Origin of the sequence: Rhodanobacter aciditrophus (assembly GCF_050026795.1) — a bacterium.
In the GTDB taxonomy this organism is placed as follows: Bacteria; Pseudomonadota; Gammaproteobacteria; order Xanthomonadales; family Rhodanobacteraceae; genus Rhodanobacter_A.
The window spans coordinates 73,885-98,750 of the sequence record NZ_JALBWP010000010.1; the positions used below are offsets into that span (position 1 = coordinate 73,885).

At 70.6% G+C, this 24,866-nt stretch carries 18 protein-coding genes; 6 read left to right on the top strand and 12 right to left on the bottom strand.

Going from position 1 to position 24,866, the window contains the following annotated elements:
• Both ACQGNW_RS05320 and ACQGNW_RS05325 read left to right on the top strand, forming a co-directional pair.
• A complete protein-coding gene (locus tag ACQGNW_RS05320) occupies positions 1 to 1,026 on the top strand; it encodes an NAD(P)H-dependent glycerol-3-phosphate dehydrogenase (protein ID WP_426662088.1) in 1,026 nt (341 codons plus the stop codon).
• Between the two features lie 90 nt (positions 1,027 to 1,116).
• On the top strand, positions 1,117 to 4,131 hold the full coding sequence (locus ACQGNW_RS05325; RefSeq protein WP_426662089.1) for a DEAD/DEAH box helicase: 3,015 nt from the start codon (positions 1,117 to 1,119) through the stop codon (positions 4,129 to 4,131).
• 105 nt (positions 4,132 to 4,236) lie between these two features.
• Here ACQGNW_RS05325 and ACQGNW_RS05330 read toward each other — a convergent pair whose 3' ends face one another.
• The 8 genes from ACQGNW_RS05330 to ACQGNW_RS05365 all read right to left on the bottom strand — a co-directional run bounded on the left by ACQGNW_RS05330 (position 4,237) and on the right by ACQGNW_RS05365 (position 17,274).
• Positions 4,237 to 5,826 (bottom strand): tryptophan halogenase family protein, encoded by a 1,590-nt coding sequence (locus ACQGNW_RS05330; protein ID WP_426662090.1) that lies wholly within the window; start codon positions 5,824 to 5,826, stop codon positions 4,237 to 4,239.
• 154 nt (positions 5,827 to 5,980) lie between these two features.
• Complete coding sequence (locus ACQGNW_RS05335) at positions 5,981 to 8,413, bottom strand: TonB-dependent receptor (RefSeq protein WP_426662091.1); 2,433 nt, start codon at positions 8,411 to 8,413, stop codon at positions 5,981 to 5,983.
• A 252-nt stretch (positions 8,414 to 8,665) separates the two neighbouring features.
• Entirely contained in the window at positions 8,666 to 10,057 is a 1,392-nt protein-coding gene (locus ACQGNW_RS05340) for a sugar porter family MFS transporter (protein ID WP_426662092.1), read from the bottom strand.
• 28 nt (positions 10,058 to 10,085) lie between these two features.
• The gene (locus ACQGNW_RS05345) at positions 10,086 to 12,587 is read right to left on the bottom strand and encodes a glycoside hydrolase family 3 protein (RefSeq protein ID WP_426662093.1); all 2,502 of its coding nucleotides are present in this window, start codon (positions 12,585 to 12,587) and stop codon (positions 10,086 to 10,088) included.
• A 187-nt stretch (positions 12,588 to 12,774) separates the two neighbouring features.
• Positions 12,775 to 13,791: a LacI family DNA-binding transcriptional regulator gene (locus ACQGNW_RS05350; protein WP_426662094.1), complete on the bottom strand. Its 1,017-nt coding sequence runs from the start codon at positions 13,789 to 13,791 to the stop codon at positions 12,775 to 12,777.
• Positions 13,792 to 13,841: 50 nt separating this feature from the next.
• Positions 13,842 to 14,525: an HAD family hydrolase gene (locus ACQGNW_RS05355; RefSeq protein ID WP_426662095.1), complete on the bottom strand. Its 684-nt coding sequence runs from the start codon at positions 14,523 to 14,525 to the stop codon at positions 13,842 to 13,844.
• Positions 14,526 to 14,592: 67 nt separating this feature from the next.
• Entirely contained in the window at positions 14,593 to 15,600 is a 1,008-nt protein-coding gene (gene glk, locus ACQGNW_RS05360; RefSeq protein ID WP_426662096.1) for a glucokinase, read from the bottom strand.
• A 93-nt stretch (positions 15,601 to 15,693) separates the two neighbouring features.
• A complete protein-coding gene (locus ACQGNW_RS05365) occupies positions 15,694 to 17,274 on the bottom strand; it encodes a S53 family peptidase (protein ID WP_426662097.1) in 1,581 nt (526 codons plus the stop codon).
• A gap of 166 nt (positions 17,275 to 17,440) precedes the next feature.
• Between ACQGNW_RS05365 and hemB the strand changes: the two genes are divergently transcribed.
• A complete protein-coding gene (hemB, locus tag ACQGNW_RS05370; protein WP_426662098.1) occupies positions 17,441 to 18,433 on the top strand; it encodes a porphobilinogen synthase in 993 nt (330 codons plus the stop codon).
• 137 nt (positions 18,434 to 18,570) lie between these two features.
• Positions 18,571 to 19,509, top strand: coding sequence for an alpha/beta hydrolase (locus tag ACQGNW_RS05375; RefSeq protein ID WP_426662099.1), 939 nt, complete (start codon positions 18,571 to 18,573; stop codon positions 19,507 to 19,509).
• A gap of 6 nt (positions 19,510 to 19,515) precedes the next feature.
• Here the strand turns inward: ACQGNW_RS05375 and ACQGNW_RS05380 are convergent, their stop codons facing one another.
• The 3 genes from ACQGNW_RS05380 to ACQGNW_RS05390 are packed head-to-tail and all read right to left on the bottom strand — an operon-like array spanning position 19,516 to position 20,814.
• On the bottom strand, positions 19,516 to 19,896 hold the full coding sequence (locus ACQGNW_RS05380) for a tautomerase family protein (RefSeq protein WP_426662100.1): 381 nt from the start codon (positions 19,894 to 19,896) through the stop codon (positions 19,516 to 19,518).
• A gap of 31 nt (positions 19,897 to 19,927) precedes the next feature.
• The gene (locus ACQGNW_RS05385; RefSeq protein WP_426662101.1) at positions 19,928 to 20,491 is read right to left on the bottom strand and encodes a DUF4865 family protein; all 564 of its coding nucleotides are present in this window, start codon (positions 20,489 to 20,491) and stop codon (positions 19,928 to 19,930) included.
• Positions 20,488 to 20,814: a carboxymuconolactone decarboxylase family protein gene (locus tag ACQGNW_RS05390; protein ID WP_426662102.1), complete on the bottom strand. Its 327-nt coding sequence runs from the start codon at positions 20,812 to 20,814 to the stop codon at positions 20,488 to 20,490. The genes ACQGNW_RS05385 and ACQGNW_RS05390 overlap by 4 nt, the downstream gene beginning before the upstream one ends.
• A gap of 107 nt (positions 20,815 to 20,921) precedes the next feature.
• Here ACQGNW_RS05390 and ACQGNW_RS05395 point away from each other — a divergent pair, with 107 nt between their 5' ends.
• The gene (locus ACQGNW_RS05395) at positions 20,922 to 21,800 is read left to right on the top strand and encodes a LysR substrate-binding domain-containing protein (RefSeq protein WP_426662103.1); all 879 of its coding nucleotides are present in this window, start codon (positions 20,922 to 20,924) and stop codon (positions 21,798 to 21,800) included.
• Between the two features lie 36 nt (positions 21,801 to 21,836).
• Here the strand turns inward: ACQGNW_RS05395 and ACQGNW_RS05400 are convergent, their stop codons facing one another.
• Entirely contained in the window at positions 21,837 to 22,625 is a 789-nt protein-coding gene (locus ACQGNW_RS05400) for a glutaminyl-peptide cyclotransferase (RefSeq protein WP_426662104.1), read from the bottom strand.
• A gap of 401 nt (positions 22,626 to 23,026) precedes the next feature.
• Between ACQGNW_RS05400 and ACQGNW_RS05405 the strand changes: the two genes are divergently transcribed.
• The gene (locus ACQGNW_RS05405; RefSeq protein WP_426662105.1) at positions 23,027 to 24,865 is read left to right on the top strand and encodes a monovalent cation:proton antiporter-2 (CPA2) family protein; all 1,839 of its coding nucleotides are present in this window, start codon (positions 23,027 to 23,029) and stop codon (positions 24,863 to 24,865) included.
• Position 24,866 lies beyond the last annotated feature (1 nt).

The window sequence follows — 24,866 nt, forward strand, 5'->3', positions numbered from 1 at the left end:
ATGACGCAGCATCCGACCCTGGCGGTACTTGGTGCCGGCTCCTGGGGCACGGCGCTCGCCGCCCTGACGGCACGCAACGGCGTACCCACGCGGCTGTGGGGGCGCGATCCGGCCGCGCTGGCGGCGATAGCCGCGGCACGCTGCAACCAGCGCTACCTGCCGGGCATCGAGTTGCCCGCGACACTGGGTTACGAGCCGGACCTGGCCACCGCGGTGCGCGGTGCCGGCGTGGTGTTGCTGGTGGTACCCAGCCACGCCTTCGCCACGATGCTCGAGGACGTCGCGCCGCTGCTGGATGACGGCGCCACGCTCGCCTGGGCCACCAAGGGCTTCGAACCCGGCACCGGCCGCTTCCTGCACGAACTGGTGGCGCAGCGCCTGCCGGGCCATCCGGCGGCGGTGATCACCGGCCCGTCGTTTGCCAAGGAGGTGGCGGCCGGCCTGCCCAGCGCGGTCACCGTGCACTCGGAGGACCCCGCCTGCGCGCAGCGCGTGGCCAACCTGCTGCACGCCCCCAACCTGCGCGCCTACACCGGCGGCGATGTGCTGGGTGCGGAGCTCGGCGGCGCGATGAAGAACGTGCTGGCCGTGGCCACCGGCATCGCCGACGGCATGGAGCTGGGCCTCAACGCCCGCGCCGGCCTGATCACCCGCGGCATGAACGAGATGCTGCGCCTGGGCGTGGCGCTGGGCGCACGGCCGGAGACGCTGATCGGCCTGTCCGGCCTCGGCGACCTGGTGCTCACCTGCACCGGCGACCTGTCGCGCAACCGCCGGCTCGGCCTGGCGTTGGGCCGCGGCGTGGCCATCGACGAGGCGGTGCGCCAGATCGGGCAGGTGGTGGAGAGCGTGCTTGCCGCCGACGAGGTGGCGCGGCTGGCCGACCAGCACGCGCTGGACCTGCCGATCAGCGCCGGCGTGCGCGCCGTGCTGCACGGCGAGGTCACCCCCGCCGAAGGCCTGAAGGCGCTGATGGCGCGCGAGCAGAAGCCCGAGTACCCGCACGGCCTGTTCGGCAACGCCTGAGGCGGCGCGCGCCCGCGCATTTCTGCACGCGAACTCGCGCACGAGCCTGCTAAGCTCGGTCTTTTGGTCGTCGCCACGGGGCGCATGCGCATGCAGCAACCGGACGGTAAACAGCACGCCACGCCGCCTGGCGGCCGCGACGAACGCCTGCCGGGCGTCTGGCAGCGCCTGCTGGAGGCGCCCAGGGCTGTCGGTGGCGACGACGCCAGCGTGCTGGGCTTCTTCCTGGAGGTGATGCCGGAAGAGGGCGCCGCCTGGGCGCACCTGGAGGTGGCGCCGGTGCTGCTGGCGGTGGCCGAGCACGGCCGCTACGCGCGGCCGGCGCCGCTGGACAGCCGGCTGCTGGTGCAGGCGCCGCTGCCGCCGCACGAGCAGCGCCTCGCCGCCGCGGTGCTCGGCCTGCCGCAGAGCCTGCGCAAGGGCCGCAGCTATGCCCGCCTGGGCGGCCACGTCGGCGACGGCCTGCTGATCGAGCTGCTGGACACCGCGCCATGCTTCCTTGGCGGCCTCGCCGGCCTGCGCCTGTCGCGCGGCAAGGCGCATCCGCTCAACTGGCACTGGCAGCTGGAGCCGGACGGCAGCCAGCGCCTGCTGCCCCAGCTGCCGCACAGCCAGCGCCTGCTGCGCATCGACGCGCTGTGGTACCTCGACGCCGAGCACGCCACGCTCGGCCATCTCGAAGCCGCGCCCGAGGAAACGGCCTGGCTGGAACTGCCGCCGCTGAAGCACGAGTACGGCCGCCGCCTCGCCGAGACGCTGCCCGCGAGCCGGCTCGCCGCGCGCATCCCGCCGCCGCAGGTGTTCGACGAACTGCATCGCGCCGAGCTGGCGCCGAAGCCGGTGCTGACCCTGCACGCGCTGACCCGCCACGCGCGCCTCGCCGCCGGCACGCCGCCTCTGGCGTGGGCACGGCTCTCCTTCGATTACGCGGGCGAACGCCTGCCCGGCCGCGGCGGCGAGCCGCTGGTGCGCCGCGTGCGCAACGGCCAGCTGGTGGAGATCGCGCGCCGGCGCGCGGAGGAGCTCGCCACCATGGAGCAGCTCGAACGCGCCGGCCTCACCCCCGCGGTGGATACCGAAGGCCTGCCCTGGGACATGGCCGACACCCTGCCCGACGACGCCTGGCTGTTCCCCGGCACCGGCCATGCCGGCGCGCTGGAGGTGAACACCCCGGCGCGCTGGCTGGCGCTGCGGCCGAAGCTCGAAGCCGAGGGCTATCTGCTCGAATACGCGCCCAGCTTTCCGTTCGAGGTGCTGGAAGGCCCGGTGCGCTGGTACGGACAGGCGGCGGAGGACGCCGACGACCACGCCTTCGACCTGGAGATCGGCATCGAACTGGAAGGCAAGCGCCACAACCTGCTGCCCGCGGTGGCGCAGGCGCTGGCGGAGCACCAGCTCAACCTCAGCCCCGCGCCGAACGAGCCGGAGGACGCGGTGTGGTACGCGCCGGTCGACGAGCGACGCCGCGTGCCGGTGCGCCTGAAGGTACTGCGCGGCCTGCTGGCGCCGCTCGCCGAATACCTGGAAAAACCACGCAAGAAGCTGCACCTGCCGCGCGTGCAGGCGGGACGGCTGGAGGAACTGGTCGAGGCGCTGCCCGGCGACGGCGCGCTGGAAGCGCCCGAGGCGCTGCGCGGTTTCACCGCGCGCCTGCGCGACGCCGCCGAGCGCGCCAGCGACGCCGTGCCCGCCGGACTCACCGTGGAGCTGCGCCCCTACCAGCGCGAAGGCCTGCGCTGGTTGAACGCGCTGGCCGAGGCCGGCGTGGGCGGCGTGCTCGCCGACGACATGGGCCTGGGCAAGACGTTGCAGCTGATCACCCACCTGCTGGCGCTGAAGGAGCACGGCGCGCTGAACCAGCCCGCGCTGGTGGTGGTGCCCACCAGCCTGATCCCGAACTGGCAGGCCGAGATCGCCCGCTTCGCGCCCGCGCTCAAGGTGCTCACCCTGCACGGCCCGCAGCGCGCCGAGGCGTTCGTCCAGCTCGGCGCGCAGGACATCGTGCTCACCAGCTACGCACTGCTGCCGCGCGACGTGGTGCCGCTGCGCAAGCAGCCGTTCGCGCTCACCGTGCTGGACGAGGCGCAGCAGGTGAAGAATCCGCGCACCCAGGCGCGGCGCGCCCTGCTCAGCCTGCGCACGCGCCGCCATGTCTGCCTCACCGGCACGCCGCTGGAAAACCACCTCGGCGAGCTGTGGTCGCAGGTGGACCTCGCCGTGCCCGGCCTGCTCGGCGACGAGAACGCGTTCCGCCGCTACTACCGCGTGCCGATCGAGAAGCAGCGCGACGAGGAATGCCAGGCCCGTCTCAACCGCCGGCTCGCGCCGTTCATTCTCCGCCGCACCAAGGCGCAGGTGGCCGCGGAACTGCCGCCGAAGACCGAGATCACCCGCCGTGTGGTGCTCGAGGGTCGCCAGCGCGAGCTGTACGAAGGCCTGCGCCTGTCGCTGGCCGAGGAACTGCGCGAGGTGATCGCCCAGCGCGGCATCCAGCACTCGGGCATCGTGGTGCTCGACGCGCTGCTCAAGCTGCGCCAGGTCTGCTGCGATCCGCGCCTGGTGAAGCTGGAGGCCGCGCGCGGCGTGCACGGCTCGGCCAAGTTCGAGCTCTTGATGGACATGTTGCCGCCGCTGCTCGACGAAGGCCGCAAGGTGCTGCTGTTCTCGCAGTTCACCGGCATGCTCAAGCTGATCGCGCACGAGCTGGACCGCCGCCGCATCCGCTACGTCACTCTCACTGGCGAGACGCGCGACCGCGCCACGCCGGTGCAGCAGTTCCAGCAGGGCGAGGTGCCGCTGTTCCTGCTCTCGCTGAAGGCCGGCGGCGTGGGACTCAACCTCACCGCCGCCGACACCGTGATCCACTACGACCCGTGGTGGAACCCCGCCGCCGAGGCGCAGGCCAGCGACCGCGCCCACCGCATCGGCCAGGACAAGCCGGTGTTCGTGTTCCGCCTGATCACCGCCGGCACGGTGGAGGAGCGCATCGAGGAACTGAAGGCGCGCAAGGCCGAACTCGCCGAAGCCGTGCTCGAGGGCGGCGGCAGCCGCGAGCGGCTCAGCTTCGACCAGGACGACCTCGACGCGCTGCTGGCGCCGGGCTGAGCGGCACCAGCCGCCGGGCGCGGCGTGCCGGGCGGCCCGGACGAGGCGGCGGCTCAACCGGTGCTTCGAAACCGCGGCGCCGGACGCTACCGGCGGCCCCTTTTCTCAGGCGTTGGCCGCATGCGCGGCGCGCGCCCGCGTGTGCCGGCGGTATTCGTCGCAGCGCTGCTCGACGAAGGCGCGGTGGTCGGGCAGGTCGTCGAGGGCCTGCATGGCCGCCTGCCGGATCATGGCGAATTCGCGGCTCGCTTCGGCGCCGCGCGGGTAGGCGCTACGTACGGGTTCGAGGTCGGTCTCGAACTCCATGCCGTAGAGCATGTATTGCCAGCTCGACACCAGGAACATTTCCAGGTCGCCGACGAAGTCGAGGCGATGCGGCGGGCGGTGCCGCCACTGCGCCAGCTTGTCCTGCAGGCTGGGCGGGATGCCGGCCGGGTCGGCGTTGTCGATCCAGAAGGCGGTGTCGCGCCGCCGGCTCAGGCAGTAGTGCATCTTGATGAAGTCGACGATGCGTTCGTAGCGCGCGGACATCATCGCGTTGAAGTGCCGTGCGGCGCGGCCCATGTCGTCGCGGTCGCCCGGGAGCAGGTGCGTGACGAGGTAGGCGGCCAGTTCGATCAGTGCGATGCCGGTGGATTCCAGTGGCTCCATGAAGCCGCCGGACAGCCCGACCGCCACGCAGTTGCCGCGCCACGCCTCCGGGCGGTAGCCGTTGTCGAAGCGGATGTGGGTGACGTCCTGGCCATCGGCGGCGCTGCCCAGGTAGCGGCGAAAGATTTCCTCGGCGCGCGCGGCATCGGCGTGCCGCGAGGAATACACGTAGCCGACGCCACGCCGCTGCTGCAGGCCGATGTCCCAGATCCAGCCGGATTCCTGTGCGGTGCACAGCGTGAACGACGGGATGGGTGCATCGGGACTCGGGTAGGGCGCCTGCATCGCGACCGCGCGGTCGGTGAACAGCACGTCACTGCAGCTGCGGTACGGCGACTGCAGGGCTTCGCCGATCAGGCTGGCGCGCATGCCGGTGCAGTCCACGTAGAGGTCGGCCTCCAGCTCGCCGAGCTCGGCGGTGAGCAGCCGGGCGATGCCGCCGTTGCCGTCGGGCACGGCGCGCTCGACCGTCGCCACGTGGCGACGGATGCCCAGCGCCTGCTGGCCGTGTTCGGCCAGCAGCAGGGCAAAGCGGCCGGCGTCGAACTGGTAGGCATGGTTCAGCGGCCCCTGGTAATCGGGGTCGTGCGCACGCTTGGGTGCGCGCGAGCGGTCGACCACAAGGCTCTGCATGGTCACCGCGTCGGCGAAGCCCAGGCCGGCCGGTGCCGCACCCAGCAGCCAGTACGGCAGCAGCTCGGGGCCGCCGGGACGCTGGCTGGGCACGCTGAAGGGATGGAAGAAATGTTCCCTGCCGGGCGTGCCGGGCGGCCGCACCCAGTGGCGGAAGCGGATGCCCTGCTTGTAGGTGGCGGAGGTTTCGACCAGGAAGCGCCGCTCGTCGAGCCCGATCGCCGACAGGGTGCCGCGGATCGACGGAAAGGTGGATTCGCCGAAGCCGATCAGGCCGATGCGGTCGGATTCCACCAGGTGCACCTGCACGCCGGCCGGGTTGGCGGCATTCACCGCCCTGGCCAGGTAGCAGGCGGTCAGCCAGCCGGCGGTACCGCCGCCTACCACGAGTACCTTGCGCAAGCGCTTCATGGCTGCTCCTTGAAGGAAGAAACGCCGGGCCCTGTCCAGGGCCCGGCAATACCATTCCGGGGAGGGAGGGCGGCGCTCGCCCGGCCGGGCGGCGCCACCACAGAATGGCAAACCGTTGGCGGCGCCGGTCGCCCGGCGCCACCCCTGCGTCGCATCAGAACGAGGTACCGAACTGGATGCCGTAGGTACGCGGCGCGAGGTACTCGGACACGTACTGGAAGCTGCCGTCGGGCATCTGGAAGCGTCCGGCGTTGGTGCGCACCTTCTCGTCGGTGAAGTTCTGCGAATACACGCTGATCCACCAGCGGTCCTGCGGCTCGGTGTAGCGCAGCGACAGGTCGCCGCGGAAGTACGCCTTCTGCTGGTCGCCGCTGCCCAGGTTGAACGGGCTGAGCCACTGCATGCTCTGGTACTGGCCGCTGAAGCGGGGCGTGACGCGGGCGCCGCTGGGCAGCACGAAGTCGTGCTCGTAGATCGCCGACAGCGAGACCGTCGGCGCGTGCGCCAGGTCGTTGCCGGAGATGTCCATGCAGCTGGCGATGCCCGACTGCGGCGCGCACGGCGGCAGGCCCTGGTAGTCGTTGCTGCCGGCGTACACCAGCGTGCCCAGGGTCTTCTTGGGGATGTACGACAGCACCAGGTTCGCGCGGTCGTTCGCCCCCTGGTAGGCCAGCTCCGATTCGAAGCCGGCCACCTTGGTGCTGCCGCTGACGTTCGAGAAGCCCAGGCCGCGGTTGCCGTTCGGGTAGGTGATCGGCGCGGAGAGCTGGAAATCCTTGAAGTTCTCGTAGTAGGCCGCGTTGTTCCAGGTCAGGTGACCGTCGAGGAAGGTGAACTTGGCGCCGATCTCGTAGTTGGTCAGCTTCTCCGGCCTGTACAGCGTGCCGGCGTCCTGCGTGCCGCCCGACTTGTAGCCGGTGGACACGCTGGCATACAGCATGCCGTGCTCGCCGATGTCGGTGTCGATGCGGCCCAGCCAGGTCCACTGGCCCTTGCTGTACTTGGCGTCGTTGTAGGTGGACACCGCGAAGCCGGTCGCCGGGCCGGGGATGGTGCTCGGCGCGATCGGCAGCTGCGGCACGCTGGCGTCGTAGTCCCAGCCCCAGCCGCGGCCGTCGATGTTGCGCTTCTCGTCCTTCGACCAGCGCAGGCCGCCGGTGAGGTGCCAGTGGTCGGACATGTTCCAGGTGGCCTGTCCGAACAGCGCGGTGGAATTCACCAGTTCCTCGGGCTGGATGAACGAGCCCTGCCACGACACCGAGCCGTACTGCGTGCCGTTCATGATCGGGATGTCGAAGCGGATGTTGTTGTCCTCGTGGCCGTAGTACGCGCCGACGATCCAGTCGACCGTCTGCTCGCCGCGCGACTTCAGGTCGAGCTCGTGGCTGTAGCTGCTGTAATTCGACGAATTGGTGCGGTCGGCCTGGTAGGACGCGCCGGTGGTGAAGCTGGTGGGCACCTGCACGCCGACGTCCTGGTCGAAGTTGCCCTCGCCCGAGAAGCGGTTGACGCCGGCGATGTAGCTCAGCTCCATGCTGTCGCCGATGTTCCAGTCCATGCGGCTGCGCAGCGTGCCGGAATTGCGGTGCAGGTAGGGCGGGGTGTCGATCAGCGCCGACCAGAACGACTGGCCGTGGCGCGGCGTCTGCATCAGGCTGAGGCTCGGCGTGCCGCGGTCGATGAAGTACTCGTAGGAGAGATCCCACCGGAACGCGTCGTTCGGCTGCCAGCGCGCGCTCACGCGGGCGGCGGACTGGTCCTGCGCGTTGTACTTGGCGCCGTTCTGCTCGAACTGGTTCGGGTCGATCGGGCGGAAGTTGGCGAGGGTGCCACCCGAGGCGAGGTAGGTCGCCTGCTGCTGCGCCACACTCGGCAGTTCGGTCGCCGGGTTCTGGTAGTCGACGTAGCCGTCGTGCTGCTCGTGCGCCACCGCGACACGCATCGCGAAGGTGTCGCTGACCGGCAGGTTCATCGCGGCGCGGGCGCCCGTCTGGTTGTAGTTGCCGGCCTCGATCTGCGCATAGCCCGAGGCGTCGCCGCCGATGTCCGGCTTGGCGGTCTGGAAGCTGATCGCGCCGGCGGTGGAGTTGCGTCCCCACAGCGTGCCCTGCGGGCCGCGCAGCACCTCCACGCTGTCCATGTCCAGCAGCAGGCCGGCGGCGGCCTCGGCGCGCGCGGTGTAGACGCCGTCGACGAAGATCGCGACTTCGGGGTCGGCGTATTCGGTCTTGGCGCTGTCGTTGCCGATGCCGCGCATGGTCAGCGTGACCACGCCGTGGTCGCCTTCCGAGGTGGCCTGCAGGCCGGGCACCAGCGGGGTCAGGTCCTGCACCGTCATCGTGCGCTGCTTGTCGAGCGTGTCGGCACTGATCGCGCTGACTGCGACGGGGGTTTTCTCCAGCGGCGTCTCGCGCTTGGTGGCGCTGACTTCGACGGTGGCGAGCTGCTGGACCTTCTTGTTCGTCTTCGCCGGTGTGGCCCGGGCCGCGGAATCCTGCGGCGCCGTGCCTTGCTCCGCAGCCTGGGCCAGGCACGGGGCGAGGGCGAGCGACATGGCGACGTACAACGCTGAGTAGCGCAACTTCATCTTTGTAACCCCTCTGTTTGTTCTTGATTGAATGCGTGTGCCATCGGCGGGGCCGCGGCGGCTGGTTGCTTCATCCCCCAATGACAGCGCTGTCTTATTTCGATGTGACAGCGCTGTCAATTCGATGCTAACGCCGTTTCCCGGGCAAATCATGCTGCGATGCGCAACGGGGAAATGGCCAATTCGCATCGCCTGATTTCCAATTTTCATATGCGGCGGGCGGGTGCTCTTCCGCGCGGTTCCGCGCTGGCGTCAACGGCCCAGCTCGCGCAGCGGCAGTCCGGCCATCAGGCGCTGCTCGATCCGCTCCAGCGTCGCGCCGCTGGTCTCCGGCACCCAGGCGCGGGTACAGGCGACGAAGACGAGGTTGAGCGCGGCATACAGCCAGAACGTCCGCGCCGTGCCGATGCCGTCGAGCAGGCTGAGGAAGCTGGCGCCCACCGCCATGTTGACGATCCAGTTGGCGCACGTGGAGCAGGCGATGCCGAAGTCGCGCCCCCGCAGCGGCTGTACTTCCGAGCACAGCGTCCAGACGATCGGCCCGGCGGACATCGCGAAGCCGGCGATGAAGACGAGCAATGCGGCGACGGCGGCAGCCTGCAGCGCGTGGGTCGGCGTGCCCGCCTGCAGCAGCGCGCCGACCGCACCGAGGCTGGCCGCCATCACCGCGAAGCCGAGGTAGAGGATGGGGCGGCGGCCCCAGCGATCCACCAGCCCGATCGCGGCGAAGGTGGCGAGCACGTTGACGAGGCCGACGATGGCCGTGGCCCACATCTGTGCCCCGCCACCGAAGCCCATGCCGGCGAAGATGCGCGGCGCGTAGTACATCACCACGTTGATGCCGGTGAGCTGCTGCATGGTCTGCAGCAGCACTCCCAGGCCGACCGAACGGCGGAAGTTCGCGTTGTGCAGGAACAGCCGCCAGCCGTGCTGCGGCGACCTCAGCTGCTGCACGATTTCGTCCGCCTCGCGGCGCGCCGTTTCCGGGTCGTCGCGCAGCGCGTCCAGCACCGCCATGGCTTCGTCGCGGCGCCCGCGCAACAGCAGCCAGCGCGGGCTTTCCGGCAGGCCCAGCACACCCAGCAGGAACAGCGCGCCGGGCAGCGCGACGATGCCGAGCATCCAGCGCCACGCGCCGCTGTAGCCCAGCGCCGTGTCGGAGAGGAAGGCCAGCAGGATGCCGAGGGTGATCATCAGCTGATAGGTGGAAACCATCGCGCCGCGGATGCGCTCGGGCGCCACCTCGGCGAGATAGAGCGGCGCGGTGAAGGTGGCGGTGCCGATGGCCACGCCGAGCACGAGGCGCGCGCCGGCCAGCATCCACGGCGACCACGCGAAGCCGCACAGCAGCGACCCGCCCACGAACAGCACGGCACCCAGGATCAGCGAGCGCTTGCGGCCCAGCGTGGCCGAAAGCCAGCCGGCCACGGCGGCGCCGATCGCCGCGCCCAGCATCATCGAACTGACGATCCATTCGATGGCGTGGTCGGACATCCTGAACTCGGCCTGGATGAACCGGGTGGCGCCGGAAATCACGCCGATGTCCAGCCCGAACATCAGGCCGGCGAGCGCCGCCAGCACGCAGGCGAGGATGGCGGCGAACCCGGCGCGTGCGTGCAGCGGGACTGCGATGGCTTCGGTCATGGAACCCCTTCCGGCAGACGGTGCGCGGCTAGTGCGTGCACTCGATCACGCGATCGGCATTGGTGCCCAGCGCCACGCGGGAGATCGCCAATTGCGTGCCCTTGTCCGCCTCGATCACGAACGGCTCGACGATGTGGCGCATGTTGGCGCCGGCGGCCCGCAGGCACTTGAGCGGGATGCCGACGCGCTGCCAGCCGGTCGCCGCGGGCACGCCGCCCAGCGCGACGCGGCCGCGGCAGTCGTGGCCGCAGCGCATGCCGATCCACGCCGGCTGCGCGCCCTGCGCGTCGAGGCGCATCGTGGCCACCAGCATTACGTCGCCGTTGGTCTGGCGGTCCAGGTCGAGCGGGCTGGCGGCGGCGAGCGAGAACGACGCGGCGCCCGTCCAGTCGAGCCGGCGCGCATCTTCCTGGGCCTTGTAGTCGAGCGCCGTCATGCGCAGGCTGCCGTCGGCGGTGGCGGCCGGCGTCGCCTCGGGTTCGAGTGCCTTGCCGTCCGCGCCGGTGAGCGCGAGCGCATAGCCGCGGGTGGCCTTGCCCTTCTCCAGGTAATCGTCCACGCGCACCTCATCGCCGCTCACGCCGGATTGCTCCGGCAGCTTCGGCAGGGTCACGTGGTCGGCGTAGGTGAGGCCGTAGCCCAGCGGGAACTGCGGCTTGTCGCGGCCAACCGCCGCGCTGCGGGGCCACGCGAATGCCAGCTTGCCGCGGAAGTCGTGGTCGATCTGCCCGTCGGGCTTGCGCAGCAGCACGTCGGCCACGCCGCCGCCTTCGCTGCCCGGCAGCCACGCGATGACGAACGCGTTGGCCGCGTTGATCTCGCGGTTCACCCACAACGGCCGGCCGCAGAGGAACACGGCCACCACCGGGATGCCCTGCGCGCGCAGGCGGCGGATCAGGTCAAGGTCGTGGTCGTCGCCCGGATGGAACAGCAGGTTGGGAATGTCGCCCTGGAACTCGGCGTACGGCGTCTCGCCGAACACCACCACGGCCGCGTCGGGCTTGCGCGTGTAGCGGCCGTCCGGCGCGATCTCCGTCTCGCCGCCCGCCGCCTTCACCTGCTCGGCGATGCCGGCGCCGATCGACTGCGCGCCGGGGAAGTCGGCGTTGGTGAGGCCTGTGCCCTGCCACGTCAGCGTCCAGCCACCGCTCTGCTGCGAGATGCTGTCGGCGCCCTCGCCGGCGACCAGGATGCGCCGGTGCGGGTCGAGCGGCAGCAGGTTGCCGTCGTTCTTCAGCAGCACCAGCGACTCGCGCACCGCGCGGCGCGCCAGCGCGCGATGCGCCGCGCTGCCGACGATGCGGTCGGAGTCGCGTGCCAGCGGCTGCGTGGACGGCGCGCCGGCGGTGAACAGGCCCATGCGGAACTTCACGCGCAGGATGCGCGCCACCGCATCGTTGACGCGCGTCATCGGGATCGCGCCCGACTTCACCTCGGCCAGCGTGTGTTCGTAGAGGCCGCGCCAGCTGTCCGGCGCCATCAGCATGTCGGCGCCGTTGTCGTAGGCGGCGGGGCAATCCTCGTTGCTGCAACCGGGGACCTGGCCGTGTGCGTTCCAGTCGCCGACGACGAAGCCCTGGAAGTCCATGCGTCGTTTCAGCACGTCGGTGAGCAGCCCGCGGTTGCCCAGCATCTTCACGCCGTTCCAGCTCGAGAACGAGGCCATCACGGTCTGCACGCCGGCGTCTATGGCGGGCGGGTAGCCGGCGGAGTGCACGGCGATCAGCGTGTGCTCGTCGATCTCGGCGTCGCCCTGGTCCTTGCCGTCCTTCGTGCCGCCGTCGGCAAGGAAGTGCTTGGCGCTGGCGATGACGTGCGCGTCGTCGAGGAAGTCGTGCGTGCCGGGCGTGCCCTGCAGGCCTTCCACCACCGGACCCGCGTAGCTGGCCACCACGCGCGGGTCCTGCGAATAGCCTTCGTAGGCGCGCCCCCAGCGCGGGTCCTGCGGCACCGCCAGCGTGGGCGCGAAGCTCCAGTTGAAGCCGGTGGCGCGCACCTCGGCCGCGGTGGCGGCGCCGATGGCGCGCATCAGCGCGGGATCGTGCGCGTTGCCCAGCGCCGAGTTCTGCGGAAACAGCGTGGCGCCGATGGTGCCGTTGTCGCCGTGCACGGCGTCGATGCCGAGCAGCGGCGGGATCGCCACGTGGCCGCCCGAGGTGTCCATCGCCGCGCGGTAGAACGCGTCGGCCAGCGCTTTCCACTGCGCCACCATGGCGAAGCGCCCGCCGCCCGGCTTGGAGTTGCCGCCGGCGAGGATGGAGCCGAGGTGGTATCGGCGCATCTGCGCCGGCGTGATGCTGCCGATGTCGGCCTGGATCAGCTGGCCGACCTTGTCCTCCACCGACATCTTCGCCATCAGCGCGTGCACGCGCCGTTCCAGTACCGCGTCCGACGGCAGCGGCCAATGCGCCTTCGGCCACCGTGCCGGGTGCACGGCGGCGGCATCGCCGCCGAGCGCGATGCCGATGGGCGCGCAGGCCAGCAGCACGGCGAGCAGGGTTCGGGTCGATGGCTGGTGTCGGACGGGCATGCACGCGCTCCTCTGGGCGGCGGGGCCGCTGGCGAGGCGGTACTGTCCGGCAAAAATGACAGCGCTGTCAAATTGCGCGGCAAGAATCCGTCGCGAGGAGCCGCGACCAGGCCCCGGATTGGTCGCTGGTGCGGTTGGAGAAGTGCGGTGGAGCGCGCCGGCCCGGCGGGGCGTGCGTGTCGCGCGATCAGCCCGGCGCGGCAGCGGTCGATCCGCGCAACTGCAGTTCGTAGGGGATCTGCACGAGCCGGCCGGTGCCGCGCCCGCGCAGTTGCTCCAGCAGCTGTTCCGCGGCGAGCCGGCCCATTTCGCGGCTGGGCTGCCGCACGGTGGTCAGGGTGGGCCACAGCTGGGTTGCCATCGGCGTGTCGTCGAAGCCGCACACCGAGAGGTCGCGCGGCACCTTGAGGCCGATCTCGTTGGCGGCCCACATGACGCCGGCGGCCATGTCGTCGTTGGCCGCGAATATCGCGGTGGGCCGGCGCTTGAGCGCGAACAGCTGGCGCGCTGCGACCACGCCCGAGCCGAACGTGAAGCCGCCCTGCACGATGTATTTCGGATCGCAGGCCAGGCCGGCGGCGGCCATGGCCGCTTCGTAGCCGGCCAGGCGCCAGCGGCTGGCGCCGTGGTCGGCGATGCCCAGCACATGGGCGATGCGGCGATGGCCCAGCCCGATCAGGTGGGCCACCAGGTCGCTGGCTGCCTGCTGCTCGTCCATGCCGACGCCGATCACGCCCTTGCGGCGCACCGGCGAGATGCAGGCGTGCGCCACGCCGTGCTCCTGCAGCCGCGCCAGCAGCTTGCGGTTGTCGGTGAGCGGCGGCGTCAGCACGACGCCGTCGATGTGGTGGTCGGTCACCAGCGCGTCGATGCGGCGGATGAAGTCCTGCCCGCGCATGCGCAGCGGGCAGACCATCATGCTGTAGCGGCGCGCCTCGCAGGCGTCGAGCACGCCGTCCTGGATTTCGGCCAGGTAGGTCGACGCGGGGTTGTCGTTGTTGTCGTACAGCATCGCGACCAGGAACGAACGGCTGCCGGCCAGCCCGCGTGCGGCGGGGCTGGGGCGGTAGTTCATCGCTTCCATCGCGGCCAGCACCTTCTGGCGCGTGGCGTCCTTGACCGAAGGCTCCTCGTTGAGGACGCGCGAAACCGTCTTCTGCGAAACGCCCGTGGCGCGCGCCACGTCTTCCAGCCGCACTCGCATGATCGTCCGCTTCTCCTGCCGCTGCTTCGCAACGCGCGATGGCCGGATAGTCAGCCCCGCGCCGCCACCTCGTCAATGCGCTTCAGCATGTCGGCGGGATCCTCGTACACGCGCAGCGCGCCGGCGCGGGCGAGCTCGTCCTCGCCATAGCCGCCGGAGAGCAGGCCGATGCCCAGGGCGCGGGCGCGCCGGGCGGCGAGCATGTCCCACACGCTGTCGCCCACCACCATGGCGCGGGTGATGTCCACGCCCAGCCGCTCGGCGGCGGCGAGGAACAGGTCGGGATCGGGCTTGGCGTGGCGCACCTGGTCGCGCGTCACCACCGGCACCTTGGCCGGATCCACGCCCAGCGCCTCGAGGTTGTGGATCGCGGTGCGCAACTGGCCGCTGGTGGCGATCGCCCAGGGAATGCCCTGGGCGGTGAGGTGGGCCAGCAGTTCGCGCGCGCCGGGCAGCGGCCTCACCGCGCCCTGCGTGTGCTGGCGGTTGAATGCGGCGGCATGCGCGTCGTAGAGGCGCTGGCGGCGTTCCTCGCTGATCTCCAGCCCCGTCTCGCGCAGCAGCATGCGGGTGAACAGGCCGCCGCTCATGCCGATGCGGCGATGGATGCGCCATACCGAGAGCTCGATGCCCTCCGTGTCCAGCGCCTCCTTCCACGCCAGCACGTGCTGGTACACGCTGTCGACGAGCGTGCCATCGAGGTCGAACAGGAAGGCGCTGTCGCGGCGTGGCATGTCGGGGGTACCTGCGGAGAGTGGATGCGCGATGGTGAAGGCGCGTGCGTGATGCGCGCGAGCGGCGTCAGCGCGTCAGGTCGTGGCCGGCGGCGCGCAGCGCGATCGCCGCCGCGCCGAGCAGGCCGGGCTCCGGATGCACGATCGCCAGCGTGGGCACGCGTTCCATCGTCTCGCGGAAGCGGCCCTTCGCCTCGAAGCGTTCGCGAAAACCGCCGCGGTGCAGCCACGGCAGCAGGAACGGCAGCACGCCGCCGGTGAGATAGACGCCGTCCCAGCCGCCCAGGCAGAGCACCAGGTCGCCGGCCACGCTGCCGAAGATGCCGGCCAGCGTCTCCACCGTGCGCACGCACAGCGGGTCGCTGCCATCCTCGGCGCGCGCGGTGATGTCCTCGGGCGTGTACTCCTCGGCCGGCTGGTCGGCGATGTCGGCCAGTGCGAGGTAGAGGTTCACCAGGCCGTTGCCGCAGATCATGCGTTCGTTGGAGACGCGCCCGAAGCGCGCGTTGAGCCGGTGCAGGATCTCCACGTCCTCGGTGGTGTGTGCGGCGAAGCCGGCGTGGCCGCCTTCGCTCTCCAGCACGATCCACTGGCCGTCGCGCCACAGCAGGCCGGCCACGCCGAGGCCGGTGCCCGGACCCATCACCACGAAGGTCTGCGGCTGCGCGCCGCCCAGCGCCGGCGCGGGCAGCCCGCCCACCGGGGACAGCGCGTCGGCAGCCAGCAGCGGAACGGACATGCTCTGCGCGGCGAAGTCATTCACCAGCCGCACCGAGTGCATGCCCAGTTCGGCCTGCAGCGCGTGCGCCGCGATCGCCCAGGGATTGTTGGTGACCTTCACCGTCTCGCCGCCGGCGATGCGCCCCGCCGCGGCGATCACCGCCTGTGTCGCGCCGCGGCCGGTGTCGGCGAAATACTGCCGCGCGGCATCCGCCAGCGAGGCGAAATCCTTCACCCGGTAACGCCGGATGCTGTCCATGACCAGCGGCGAGGCGGTGTCCTCGCCGGCCAGCGCAAAGCGCACGTTGGTGCCGCCAAGGTCGGCGAGCAGGGTGGAGGCGTTTCCTTGGGGCATCGGGGCAACCTGTGTGGCAGTGCACAAAGGTTAAGCGTGCCTTGTCAGGCCGGTGGCGTCCACTGTGTGCGTGCGTATGGTGGACCTGCGGATTCAGCTGCGGCCATGCTTGCGGCGATGCGTACCCGATCCCGCGGGTGGCTGCTGTGCCGCCAGCGCGGCCAGCAGTGCCCGGCCGTCCGGGCTGCCCAACCCGGTGCAGGCATCCCAGCCCCGGCTCGCGTCGTAGCCGCCGTTGCTGCCCTGGGTGATGTCGTGGAAGGCCGATTCGCCGATCCGGTACAGGGCGGCATGCACGTCGCCCACAGGGCGGCCGAGCGACTGGTTGCAGCGCGCCAGCAAGGCGGCCCACAGCGGCGCCACGGCGCTGGTGCCGCCGATCACTTCGTCCTGGCCGTCCACGCGCACCTGGTAACCGGTGAGCGGATCGGCGTCGCCCGCCACGTCGGGTACGCCACGGCCCACGTAGCCGTTCGGCGCCTGCGGCACCTTGCTGCCCTGCTGCCACGCGGGCAAGGCGTAGTCGACGCTGACGCCGCCACCGGTGGCACCTTCGTTGCTGGCGGCCTCGTTCCACACCACCTCGCTCGTGATCGCGCGGGTGCTGGCGGTCAGCGTGGTGCCGCCGCAGGCCAGCGCATACGGGCTGGACGCCGGGAAATCCACGTGCGGCTGGCCGTCGCTTTCGCCGTCGCTGGAACCGCTGTCGCCCGCGGCAGCGGTCACCGCAACGCCCAGCGCCGAGGCGTCTTCCAGCGCGCCCTGCATCGCGGCGAGCGCGGCGGCGCTCCAGCTGTCCTCCGGTCCACCCCAGCTGATCGAGATCACCGAGGGCTTGCGCCTGGTATCGTGCGCGGCCCGCGAGATCGCCTCGTGGAAACCCTGGTCGGTGTTCGGCGCGAAATACACCGCGATCGCCGCGCCGGGCGCCAGCGTGCCCACCATCTCGATGTCCAGCATCACCTCGGCATCGGCCGCGCCGCCGGGGCGGTTGCGGCCGCCGGCCACCGACACCGCCGTCACCCTGGGTGTGGCGATGTCCAGCGCGGCGAAATACGCATCGAGATCGGCCTTGCGGAAGCCGCTGCCCAGCTCGATCAGCGCCACGCACTGGCCACTGCCGTCGGTGCCGGCGGGAAAGCCGTAGAGCTGCCCCACCCGGGGCGGCGTGTAGGTCTGGTTCGGGGTCGACCGCGCCTTGCGGAAGTGCGGCTTCGCCACCGGGCGGCGATCCAGTCCCAGCACGGCGAGCACCGATGGCGCGATGTCGGCCGGCAGGGCAGGGGCATGCTCGCAACCCACCACGTAACGGCGCTGGCCCGGCAGGCGGTAGCGCCCCAGTTGCACGCCGAATGCGCGCTGCAGCGCATCCACCGAACCCTCGAGATGCAGCACGCGCCGGTGCGGTTCGCAACCGGTTTCCACGAGGCCGTGCAGCCTGGCATAGCGGCGCAGGCGCCCGAGGTCGGCCGGATCGGCGCCGCAGTGCGCGCCGAATTCGTCGCGCGGCCAGCGTGGCGGCCGCGGCCACATCGCCGGAACGGGCGGCTGGCCCATGCGGCGCAGCACCACGGTGACCCCGATCGGCGTATGGCTGGTGTGCGGACCGAGATAGCGCGCCCCGGCAGGGAAGGGATGACCGGCATGGATGACGCGATGCGCAAGAGTGTTCATGGCGATGCCTCGCGGTGGCTCATGGCGAGCCTGCGCCGAACCGTGTTTGCGTGGCGTGCGTTTGATGTCGACGCTTCGTGCGGCGCGGCTGCGGCAAACCGTCCCCCCGGCCGTGCCCTGCGGCGCGCGGCGCTAAAATGCCCGAATGCCCACGCGAGACCACGCCATGAGCTTTCCCGCCATCCGCCCGCGCCGCATGCGCCGCGACGCCTTCTCCCGCGCGCTGATGCGCGAACACACCCTGTTGTCCAGCGACCTCGTCATGGTGGCCTTCGTGATCGAAGGCGAAGGCCGGCGCGAACCGGTGCCCTCGATGCCGGGCGTGGACCGCCTTTCCATCGACGAGCTGGTGAAGCTCGCTGGCGAATGCGTGCGGCTGGGCATCCCCGCGCTGGCGCTGTTCCCCTCGCCGGGGCAGGGCGTGAAGAGCGAGGACGCCCGCGAGGCGTGGAACCCGGACAACCTGATGCACCGCGCCACGCGGACCCTGAAGGCGAAGTACCCCGAGCTGGGCCTGATCGGCGACGTGGCGCTCGACCCCTACACCACGCACGGCCAGGACGGCCTGATCGACGAACACGGCTACGTGATGAACGAGCCCACCGTGGACGCGCTGGTGAAGATGGCGCTGGCGCAGGCCGAGGCCGGCATGGACGTGGTGGCGCCCTCGGACATGATGGACGGCCGCGTCGGCGCGATCCGTGCGGCGCTGGAAGAAGCCGGCCACATCCACACCCGCATCCTGGCCTACTCGGCGAAGTATGCGTCGGCCTTCTACGGTCCATTCCGCGATGCGGTGGGTTCCTCCGCCAACCTCGGCAAGGGCAACAAGCACACCTACCAGATGGACGTCGCCAACAGCGACGAGGCGCTGCGCGAGGTCGAACTCGACATCGCCGAGGGCGCCGACATGGTGATGGTGAAGCCGGGCCTGCCCTACCTCGACGTGCTGCGCCGGGTGAAGGACGCCTTCGGCATGCCCACCCTCGTGTACCAGGTGTCGGGCGAGTACGCGATGCTCAAGGCCGCCGCGCAGAACGGCTGGCTGGACGAGAAGGCGGTGGTGCTGGAAACCCTCACCGCGTTCAAGCGCGCCGGCGCCGATGCGATCCTCACCTACTTCGCGATGGACGCGGCGCGCTGGCTGCGCGGGGAATAGCGGCAACGCCCGCCCGGAAAAATCCACGACGGCGGCTGCGGCAAGCCCCAGATGCTGGGCAGAATGGCGCGGAGAGTCGTCCGATTTCCCATCCAGGTCGAGCCGCCCTGGCCGCGCGCCGGGGCAAAGGGGGCATCATGAAAACATGGTTCGCGCTTGTCGCTCTGCTGTGCGCGTGCGTGGGTGCGCATGCCGCTAATCCGACCTGGCAACCCTCCGCCGGCCACGTGCAGCTGCCGCTGTGGCCGGGCATGCCGCCGGACATGAAGGCGATGCCGGGAGTGGAGTACGCGAAGACGGGTACCCGGCTCTTGTCCGGCAAGACGGTGACGGGCATCTACAACGTGTCGCGCCCCACGATGACGGTGTACGCGCCTGCAGGGACGAACAACGGTGCGGCGGTCGTGGTGTTCCCGGGTGGCGGCTTCGCGGGGCTGGCCATCGACCTCGAGGGCACCGAGGCCTGCGACTGGCTCACCTCGAAGGGCATCACCTGCGTGCTGTTGAAGTACCGCGTGCCGAGCGTGCCCTATGACTGGCATTGCGACTGTCGTCCCGACGACTACCAGCTGTCGGTCCCGTCGCTGGAGGACGCGGAGAGGACGATCCGGTTGGTGCGCTTCCACGCCGCCGAATGGCATGTCGACCCGCACAGAGTCGGCGTGATCGGCTTCTCGGCCGGCGGTTTCCTGGTGGCCGAGACCAGCACGGACTACAAGCGGCAGTTGTACAAGCCGGTGGACGCGGCCGACCGCGAAAGCGCGCGGCCGGATTTCGCGATGGCGATCTACCCCGGGCACCTCGCGTTCGACGACGGGAGGCTCAATCCCAACGTGCCGGTCACCCGCGAGACGCCACCCACCTTCCTTGTGCAGGCGGAAGACGACTACGTGGATGGCGTCAACCAGTCGCTGGTCTACTACGCCGCGCTGGCGAAGGCCCGCGTGCCGGCCGAGCTGCACCTGTACGCGCACGGCGGCCATGCGTTCGGCTTGCGGCGCACGAAGCTGCCGATCACGCACTGGACCGATCTGGCGGATGCGTGGATGCGCACGATCGGCGTGCTGCCCCGCTGAGGCTGCTTACGCGTACTGCGCGATGCCGTTGCCGAACGACCAGTTCTCCCTGGCGGTCTCCAGCAGGTTGATGAAGACGTCTTCGGGGCGCAGGCCGGAGCCGGCGGCGAGGTTCTCGGCCACGCGGCGGTAGAACGCCTGCTTCTGCGCCACCGTGCGCGTGTCGTTGCAGGCGATCTGCACGATGACCAGATCCTTGCTGCGCGCGATGCCCAGGTAATCCGGGTCGCAGTCGAACTCCGCGGCATCGTGCTGGTGGATCAGGATGAAGCGGTCGTCCTCCGGCACGTCGAAGGTCTCGCGCATGGCGGCGTAGACGCCGTTGCGCAGGGCGGCGAGCTGGGCGGCGGACTTGCCGCGACGCAGGGAGATGCGGACGAGGGGCATGGATTTTCTCCGGTGGTTGTCGCAGGAAGCGTCACCGCGGTTGCGATACGTGGCCGACGCGGTAGGCCTGGCGCGCCGGGCCGGCGAAGTCGGTGCGCGCCCCGGGCCAGAGGCGGAAACGCACCAGCGTCCAGTCGCCCGGGTGGCAGGCAGTCACCGCGGCGAGCGCGCCGTCGGCCATGGCGGCGTGCACGGCTGCGGCTTCCCGGCGCTGCAATTCGGCGAGGTCCGTGTGCTCGGGCAGCGTCGCGATCTCGCGCGTGGCGCAGGCGGCGCCGCGCAGGTCGCCGGCCAGTTCCGCCTGCCACGGTATCCAGGTGTGCACGCGGGGACGCCCGAAGTCGTGCGACAACGCGGCAAAGCCGGCGCCGTTGAGGAAGGCGTTCATACCTGCGCTGTCGCGCCAGAGGTAGAACGGCGCGTAGAGGTTGTCGCGGCTGGGCAGTTCGCGGTCGCCGCGCGCGGCGTGCAGCCATGCCTTGAACGCGAGGCCGGGGCAGTCGTCCAGCAGGTGGCCCTTGTCCGCGATGCGGCGGCGGATGATCGCCATGTCGCAATCGGCGGGCAGCGTGATGCTGTATTGCATCGCGATCATGGCGCGCGCTCCGCCAGCACCTTGCGCAGCTCGCCGATGGCCGAGAACGCGCAGGGCCAGCCGGCGTAGAACGCGAGGTGGGTGATGAGTTCGGCCAGCTCCCCGTCGCCGAGGCCGTTGTCGCTGGCGCGGCGGAGATGGAACGGCAGTTGCTCGCCGCGGTTCAGCGCAACGAGTGCCGCCACCGTGGCGATGCTGCGCTCACGCGGACCGAGCTCCGTGCGCGACCAGACGTCGGCGAACAGCACATCGTCGGTGAGGGCGGCGAGTTTCGGCGCGATGTCGCCGACGCTCCTGCGCGCGCGATGCGGGTCGTGGGCCATCGGGAAGCTCTCCTGCGTGTGTTGACGAAAGCCACGATAGCGGCCGATGATGATCCGTAGAATCAGAAAATTCAGTACGGATAATCCTGAAAAACAGGATCATTGCGATGCCCCGCATCCATTTCGACATCGACACGCTGCGCAGCTTCGCCACCGGCATCGAGCTGGGCAGCTTCGCGCAGGCGGCTGCGCGGTTGCACCGCTCCACCTCGGCGGTGAGCGCGCAACTCAAGAAACTGGAGCAGCAGGCCGGTACCCCGCTGCTGCGCAAGGCCGGCCGCGGCATGGCGCTCACCGAGGCGGGCGAAACGATGCTGGGTTACGCGCGGCGCCTGCTGGAATTGAACGACGAGGCTGCCGCGGCGATCCGCGGCGCGGAGCTGGCGGGGCGGGTGCGGCTGGGCATGCAGGAAGACTTCGGCGAGCGCCTGCTGCCCGCGGTGCTCGGCCGCTTCGCGCGGGCGCATCCCAGGCTGCGCATCGAGGCACGCATCGCGCGCAACGCGGAGCTGCTCGACGGCGTGAACAAGGGAAGGCTCGACCTCGCGCTGGCATGGGAAGCCGGTGCGGCAAGCCCGCACGCCGAACGCGTGGGGCGATGGCCGATGCGCTGGATCGTCGCGGCCGATGCGCCGCTGGCAAAACTCCGCCAGCGCGGCGAGCCCTTGCCGCTGGCGATGCTGGAATCCCCCTGCCTGCTGCGCAGCGCGGCCATCGCGGCGCTGGATCGCGCGGACATCGCCTGGCGCATGGCCTTCAGCAGCACCAGCCTGGCCGGGATCTGGGCCGCGGTAAACGCGGGATTGGGCGTGAGCGTGCGCACTTCGCTCGGCCTGCCGGACAGCGTGCGCGCATTGGCCGCGAAGCAGGCCAAGCTGCCCGCCTTGCCCATGCTCGGGCTGGTGCTGTACCGCGCCGAGGCGGAACCGTCCCCGGCGGTGACGCAACTGGCCGGCATCATCCGGCGCACGCTGGCGACAGGGTGACCGCGTCCCTGCGGCGGGTTCGCGCGCAGGGCGCTTTCAGCGCGCGCGCCTGGGCGCCACCAGCTTGATCTCGTACAGCCTCGGCCAGCATTTGCCGGTGACGAACAGGCGGTCGTGCCTGGCGTCGTAGGCGATGCCGTTCAGCACGTCGTTGACGGGGTCGGCCAGCGTGTCGGCCGGCGGCACCAGGCCGGCGAGGTCGATCCAGCCCACCACGTCGCCGCTCGCGGGGTCGATGCGCGCGATGCGCGTGGTGAGCCAGACATTGGCGAAAATCTGGCCCTTCACCCATTCCAGCTCGTTGATGTTCGCGAGCGGCCGGCCGCCGGCGGTGACATGGATGCTGCCGGTCTGCTGCAGCGTGTCGGGATCGAGGATGCGGATGGTGGGCGTGCCGTCGCTCATGTAGAGCCGCTGGCCGTCCGTGGTGAGCGCCCAGCCCTCGCCGGGGTAGGGGAAGCGCGCCTGCGGCTTCAGCGTGGCGAGGTCGTAGACGAATCCCTCGTGGTTCCGCCAGCTGAGCTGGATCAGCTTGTCCTTCCACACCACGATGCCTTCGCCGTAGTCCGGCCACGGCGTGGGCGACGACTGCAGCACCTTGCCGGTCTTCAGCTCCACCTTGCGCACGCCGGAGCTGCCCAGCTGGCCGGTGCTTTCGTAGAGATGGCCGTCCAGATACAGCAGGCCCTCGGTGTAGGCCTGCGTATCGTGCGGATAGCTGTGCACCACGCGGTAACCGTAGACGGGAATGGCCTCGTGCGCGTGTGCCCGGGCGATGCCGGCCAGGGCGAATACGGCGGTGGCGAAGGCGGCGAGGATCTTCATGGCGGGGGATGATCCCATGCGGGGGCGGTGCTTGGCAGCATCGGGCGTGAACGTGCGGTCCGGCATGGGTCGGTGCCACCTGGCGCGGTTGGTCGACTGGCGGTGGGATTGCAGCGGTGGACGAAGCGGCCTCGTCCGCTCCGCCGGTGGCCGGGATGCGTCTCCTGCGCCGGTCAGAAGGAGAAACGGCCAGGGCAGGCCGGCAGCCCGCGGACGGTGGCAACCGCGTTGAAACCGCTGCAGGTTCCGGGACGGGGCAGGCCGCAGCCGCGGCCCGGGCGCCGCGGGCACCCGTCGTGGCGCAGGTACGCCCCGCGCATGTCGGAATGGGTGCGCAGGACCAGCGCGCCGCCACCGCTCCGCGTGGAATAATCGGAGCCCGCGGACGAGACGGAGTAGACGTGGACAGCCATCATTTCCTGCAGGTCGCCGTGGTGTTCCTGCTGGCTACGGTGATCGCGGTGCCGCTGACCAAGCGCTTCCGGCTCGGCGCGGTGCTGGGCTACCTGCTGGCCGGCATCGCGATCGGCCCGCAGGCGCTGCGCCTGGTGGGCGACACCGCGGGCATCGCCGCGATCTCCGAGTTCGGCGTGGTGCTGATGCTGTTCGTGATCGGCCTGGAGCTGTCGCCGCAGCGGCTGTGGGTGATGCGGCGCCCGGTATTCGGCACGGGCCTGCTACAGGTGCTAGCCACCAGCGCGGTGATCGGCACGATCGCCTGGCGCCTGTTCGGATTCACGCCGGGGGCGGCACTGATCGTGGGTGGCAGCCTGGCGCTGTCGTCCACCGCGTTCGGCCTGCAGATCCTCGGCGAACGCAAGGAGGCCGGCACGGCCTACGGCCGGCAGGCCTTCGCGATCCTCCTGTTCCAGGATCTCGCGGCGATCCCGCTGATCGCCACCGTACCGTTGCTGGCCAGCAGCGCGGCCAGCCATGGCTTCGATTTCACCGGCATGCTGCGCACGGTGGGCGTGATCGTGGCGGTGGTGGCGGGCGGCCGCTACCTGCTGCGGCCGCTGTTCCGTTTCGTGGCGAAGGCGGATGCGGTGGAGGTGTCCACCGCCACTGCGCTGCTGGTGGTGATGGGCGTGGCGCTGCTGATGGAGGTGGCTGGCGTGTCGGTGACGCTGGGCGCGTTCCTCGCCGGCGTGCTGCTGGCCGATTCGGAATATCGCCACGAGCTGGAATCCAACATCGAACCGTTCAAGGGCTTGCTGCTCGGCCTGTTCTTCATCAGCGTCGGCATGTCGATGGACATCTCGCTGCTGCTGCATGCGCCGCTGCTGGTACTGGGCCTGGTGGGGGCGCTGCTGCTGCTGAAGGGGGCGCTGCTGTGGCCGCTGGGTCGCATCGTGGGCGCGCTGGAGCGTGGCGACGCGCTGCGCCTCGCGGTGCTGCTGGCCTGCGGCGGCGAGTTCGCGTTCGTGGTGCTCAAGCTGGCCGCCGAGCAGGGCCTGGTGAGCGCGCGCCAGCACAACCTGCTGGTGCTGGCGATCACGCTGTCGATGGCCCTGACGCCGCTGCTGGTGGCTGGGCTGGCGAAGCTGCTCGGCGTGCACAAGGTGCGCGCACCGGCGCGCGACTTCGACACCATCGTGGCGCACTCGCCGCGGGTGATCATCGCGGGCTACGGTCGCATGGGCCAGATCGTGGCGCGCATCCTGCGTGCGGAGGGCATCCCGTTCGTGGCGCTGGACCACTCGGTCGAGCAGATGGACATGGTGCGCCGTTTCGGCGGCTGGAACGACATCTTCTACGGCGATCCCGCGCGTCCCGAGCTGCTGCGCGCGGCACAGGCGGACAAGGCCGAGGTGTTCGTGCTGGCGAGCGACGATCCCGAATCCAGCCTGCACGTGGCGCGCGTGGTGCGCCGGCAGTATCCACACCTGAAGATCGTGGCACGCGCGCGCAACCGCCAGCACGTGTGGCGACTGATGGACATGGGCATCGACGAGCCGGTGCGCGAGACGTTGTACTCCAGCCTGAAGATGAGCAAGCAGGCGCTGATCGCGCTGGGCATGACGCCCGAACGGGCGGTCGACCGGGTGGAGCGCTTCCGTCGCCAGGACGCCGAGCTGCTCAAGGCGCAGTACCTCGTCTACGACGACGAGGCCAAGCTGGTGCAGACCACCCGCGAGGCGCTGGCCGAGCTGGAGAAGCTGTTCGAGGCCGATACCTCGCCCGACGCCGAGCGCGAGCGGAACCGCAATCCGGACAAGCCGCTCACCGATACGGCATGAG

What these genes read in the sequence shown, in the direction of transcription:
- ACQGNW_RS05365 (WP_426662097.1), bottom strand. Translation starts at nt 17,274, where the DNA reads ATGAACACTCTTGCGCATCGCGTCATCCATGCCGGTCATCCCTTCCCT.
- ACQGNW_RS05345 (WP_426662093.1), bottom strand. Translation starts at nt 12,587, where the DNA reads ATGCCCGTCCGACACCAGCCATCGACCCGAACCCTGCTCGCCGTGCTG.
- ACQGNW_RS05375 (WP_426662099.1), top strand. Translation starts at nt 18,571, where the DNA reads ATGAAAACATGGTTCGCGCTTGTCGCTCTGCTGTGCGCGTGCGTGGGT.
- ACQGNW_RS05335 (WP_426662091.1), bottom strand. Translation starts at nt 8,413, where the DNA reads ATGAAGTTGCGCTACTCAGCGTTGTACGTCGCCATGTCGCTCGCCCTC.
- ACQGNW_RS05325 (WP_426662089.1), top strand. Translation starts at nt 1,117, where the DNA reads ATGCAGCAACCGGACGGTAAACAGCACGCCACGCCGCCTGGCGGCCGC.
- ACQGNW_RS05320 (WP_426662088.1), top strand. Translation starts at nt 1, where the DNA reads ATGACGCAGCATCCGACCCTGGCGGTACTTGGTGCCGGCTCCTGGGGC.
- ACQGNW_RS05385 (WP_426662101.1), bottom strand. Translation starts at nt 20,491, where the DNA reads ATGATCGCGATGCAATACAGCATCACGCTGCCCGCCGATTGCGACATG.
- ACQGNW_RS05390 (WP_426662102.1), bottom strand. Translation starts at nt 20,814, where the DNA reads ATGGCCCACGACCCGCATCGCGCGCGCAGGAGCGTCGGCGACATCGCG.
- ACQGNW_RS05380 (WP_426662100.1), bottom strand. Translation starts at nt 19,896, where the DNA reads ATGCCCCTCGTCCGCATCTCCCTGCGTCGCGGCAAGTCCGCCGCCCAG.
- ACQGNW_RS05400 (WP_426662104.1), bottom strand. Translation starts at nt 22,625, where the DNA reads ATGAAGATCCTCGCCGCCTTCGCCACCGCCGTATTCGCCCTGGCCGGC.
- ACQGNW_RS05330 (WP_426662090.1), bottom strand. Translation starts at nt 5,826, where the DNA reads ATGAAGCGCTTGCGCAAGGTACTCGTGGTAGGCGGCGGTACCGCCGGC.
- ACQGNW_RS05395 (WP_426662103.1), top strand. Translation starts at nt 20,922, where the DNA reads ATGCCCCGCATCCATTTCGACATCGACACGCTGCGCAGCTTCGCCACC.
- ACQGNW_RS05350 (WP_426662094.1), bottom strand. Translation starts at nt 13,791, where the DNA reads ATGCGAGTGCGGCTGGAAGACGTGGCGCGCGCCACGGGCGTTTCGCAG.
- ACQGNW_RS05340 (WP_426662092.1), bottom strand. Translation starts at nt 10,057, where the DNA reads ATGACCGAAGCCATCGCAGTCCCGCTGCACGCACGCGCCGGGTTCGCC.
- hemB (WP_426662098.1), top strand. Translation starts at nt 17,441, where the DNA reads ATGAGCTTTCCCGCCATCCGCCCGCGCCGCATGCGCCGCGACGCCTTC.
- glk (WP_426662096.1), bottom strand. Translation starts at nt 15,600, where the DNA reads ATGCCCCAAGGAAACGCCTCCACCCTGCTCGCCGACCTTGGCGGCACC.
- ACQGNW_RS05355 (WP_426662095.1), bottom strand. Translation starts at nt 14,525, where the DNA reads ATGCCACGCCGCGACAGCGCCTTCCTGTTCGACCTCGATGGCACGCTC.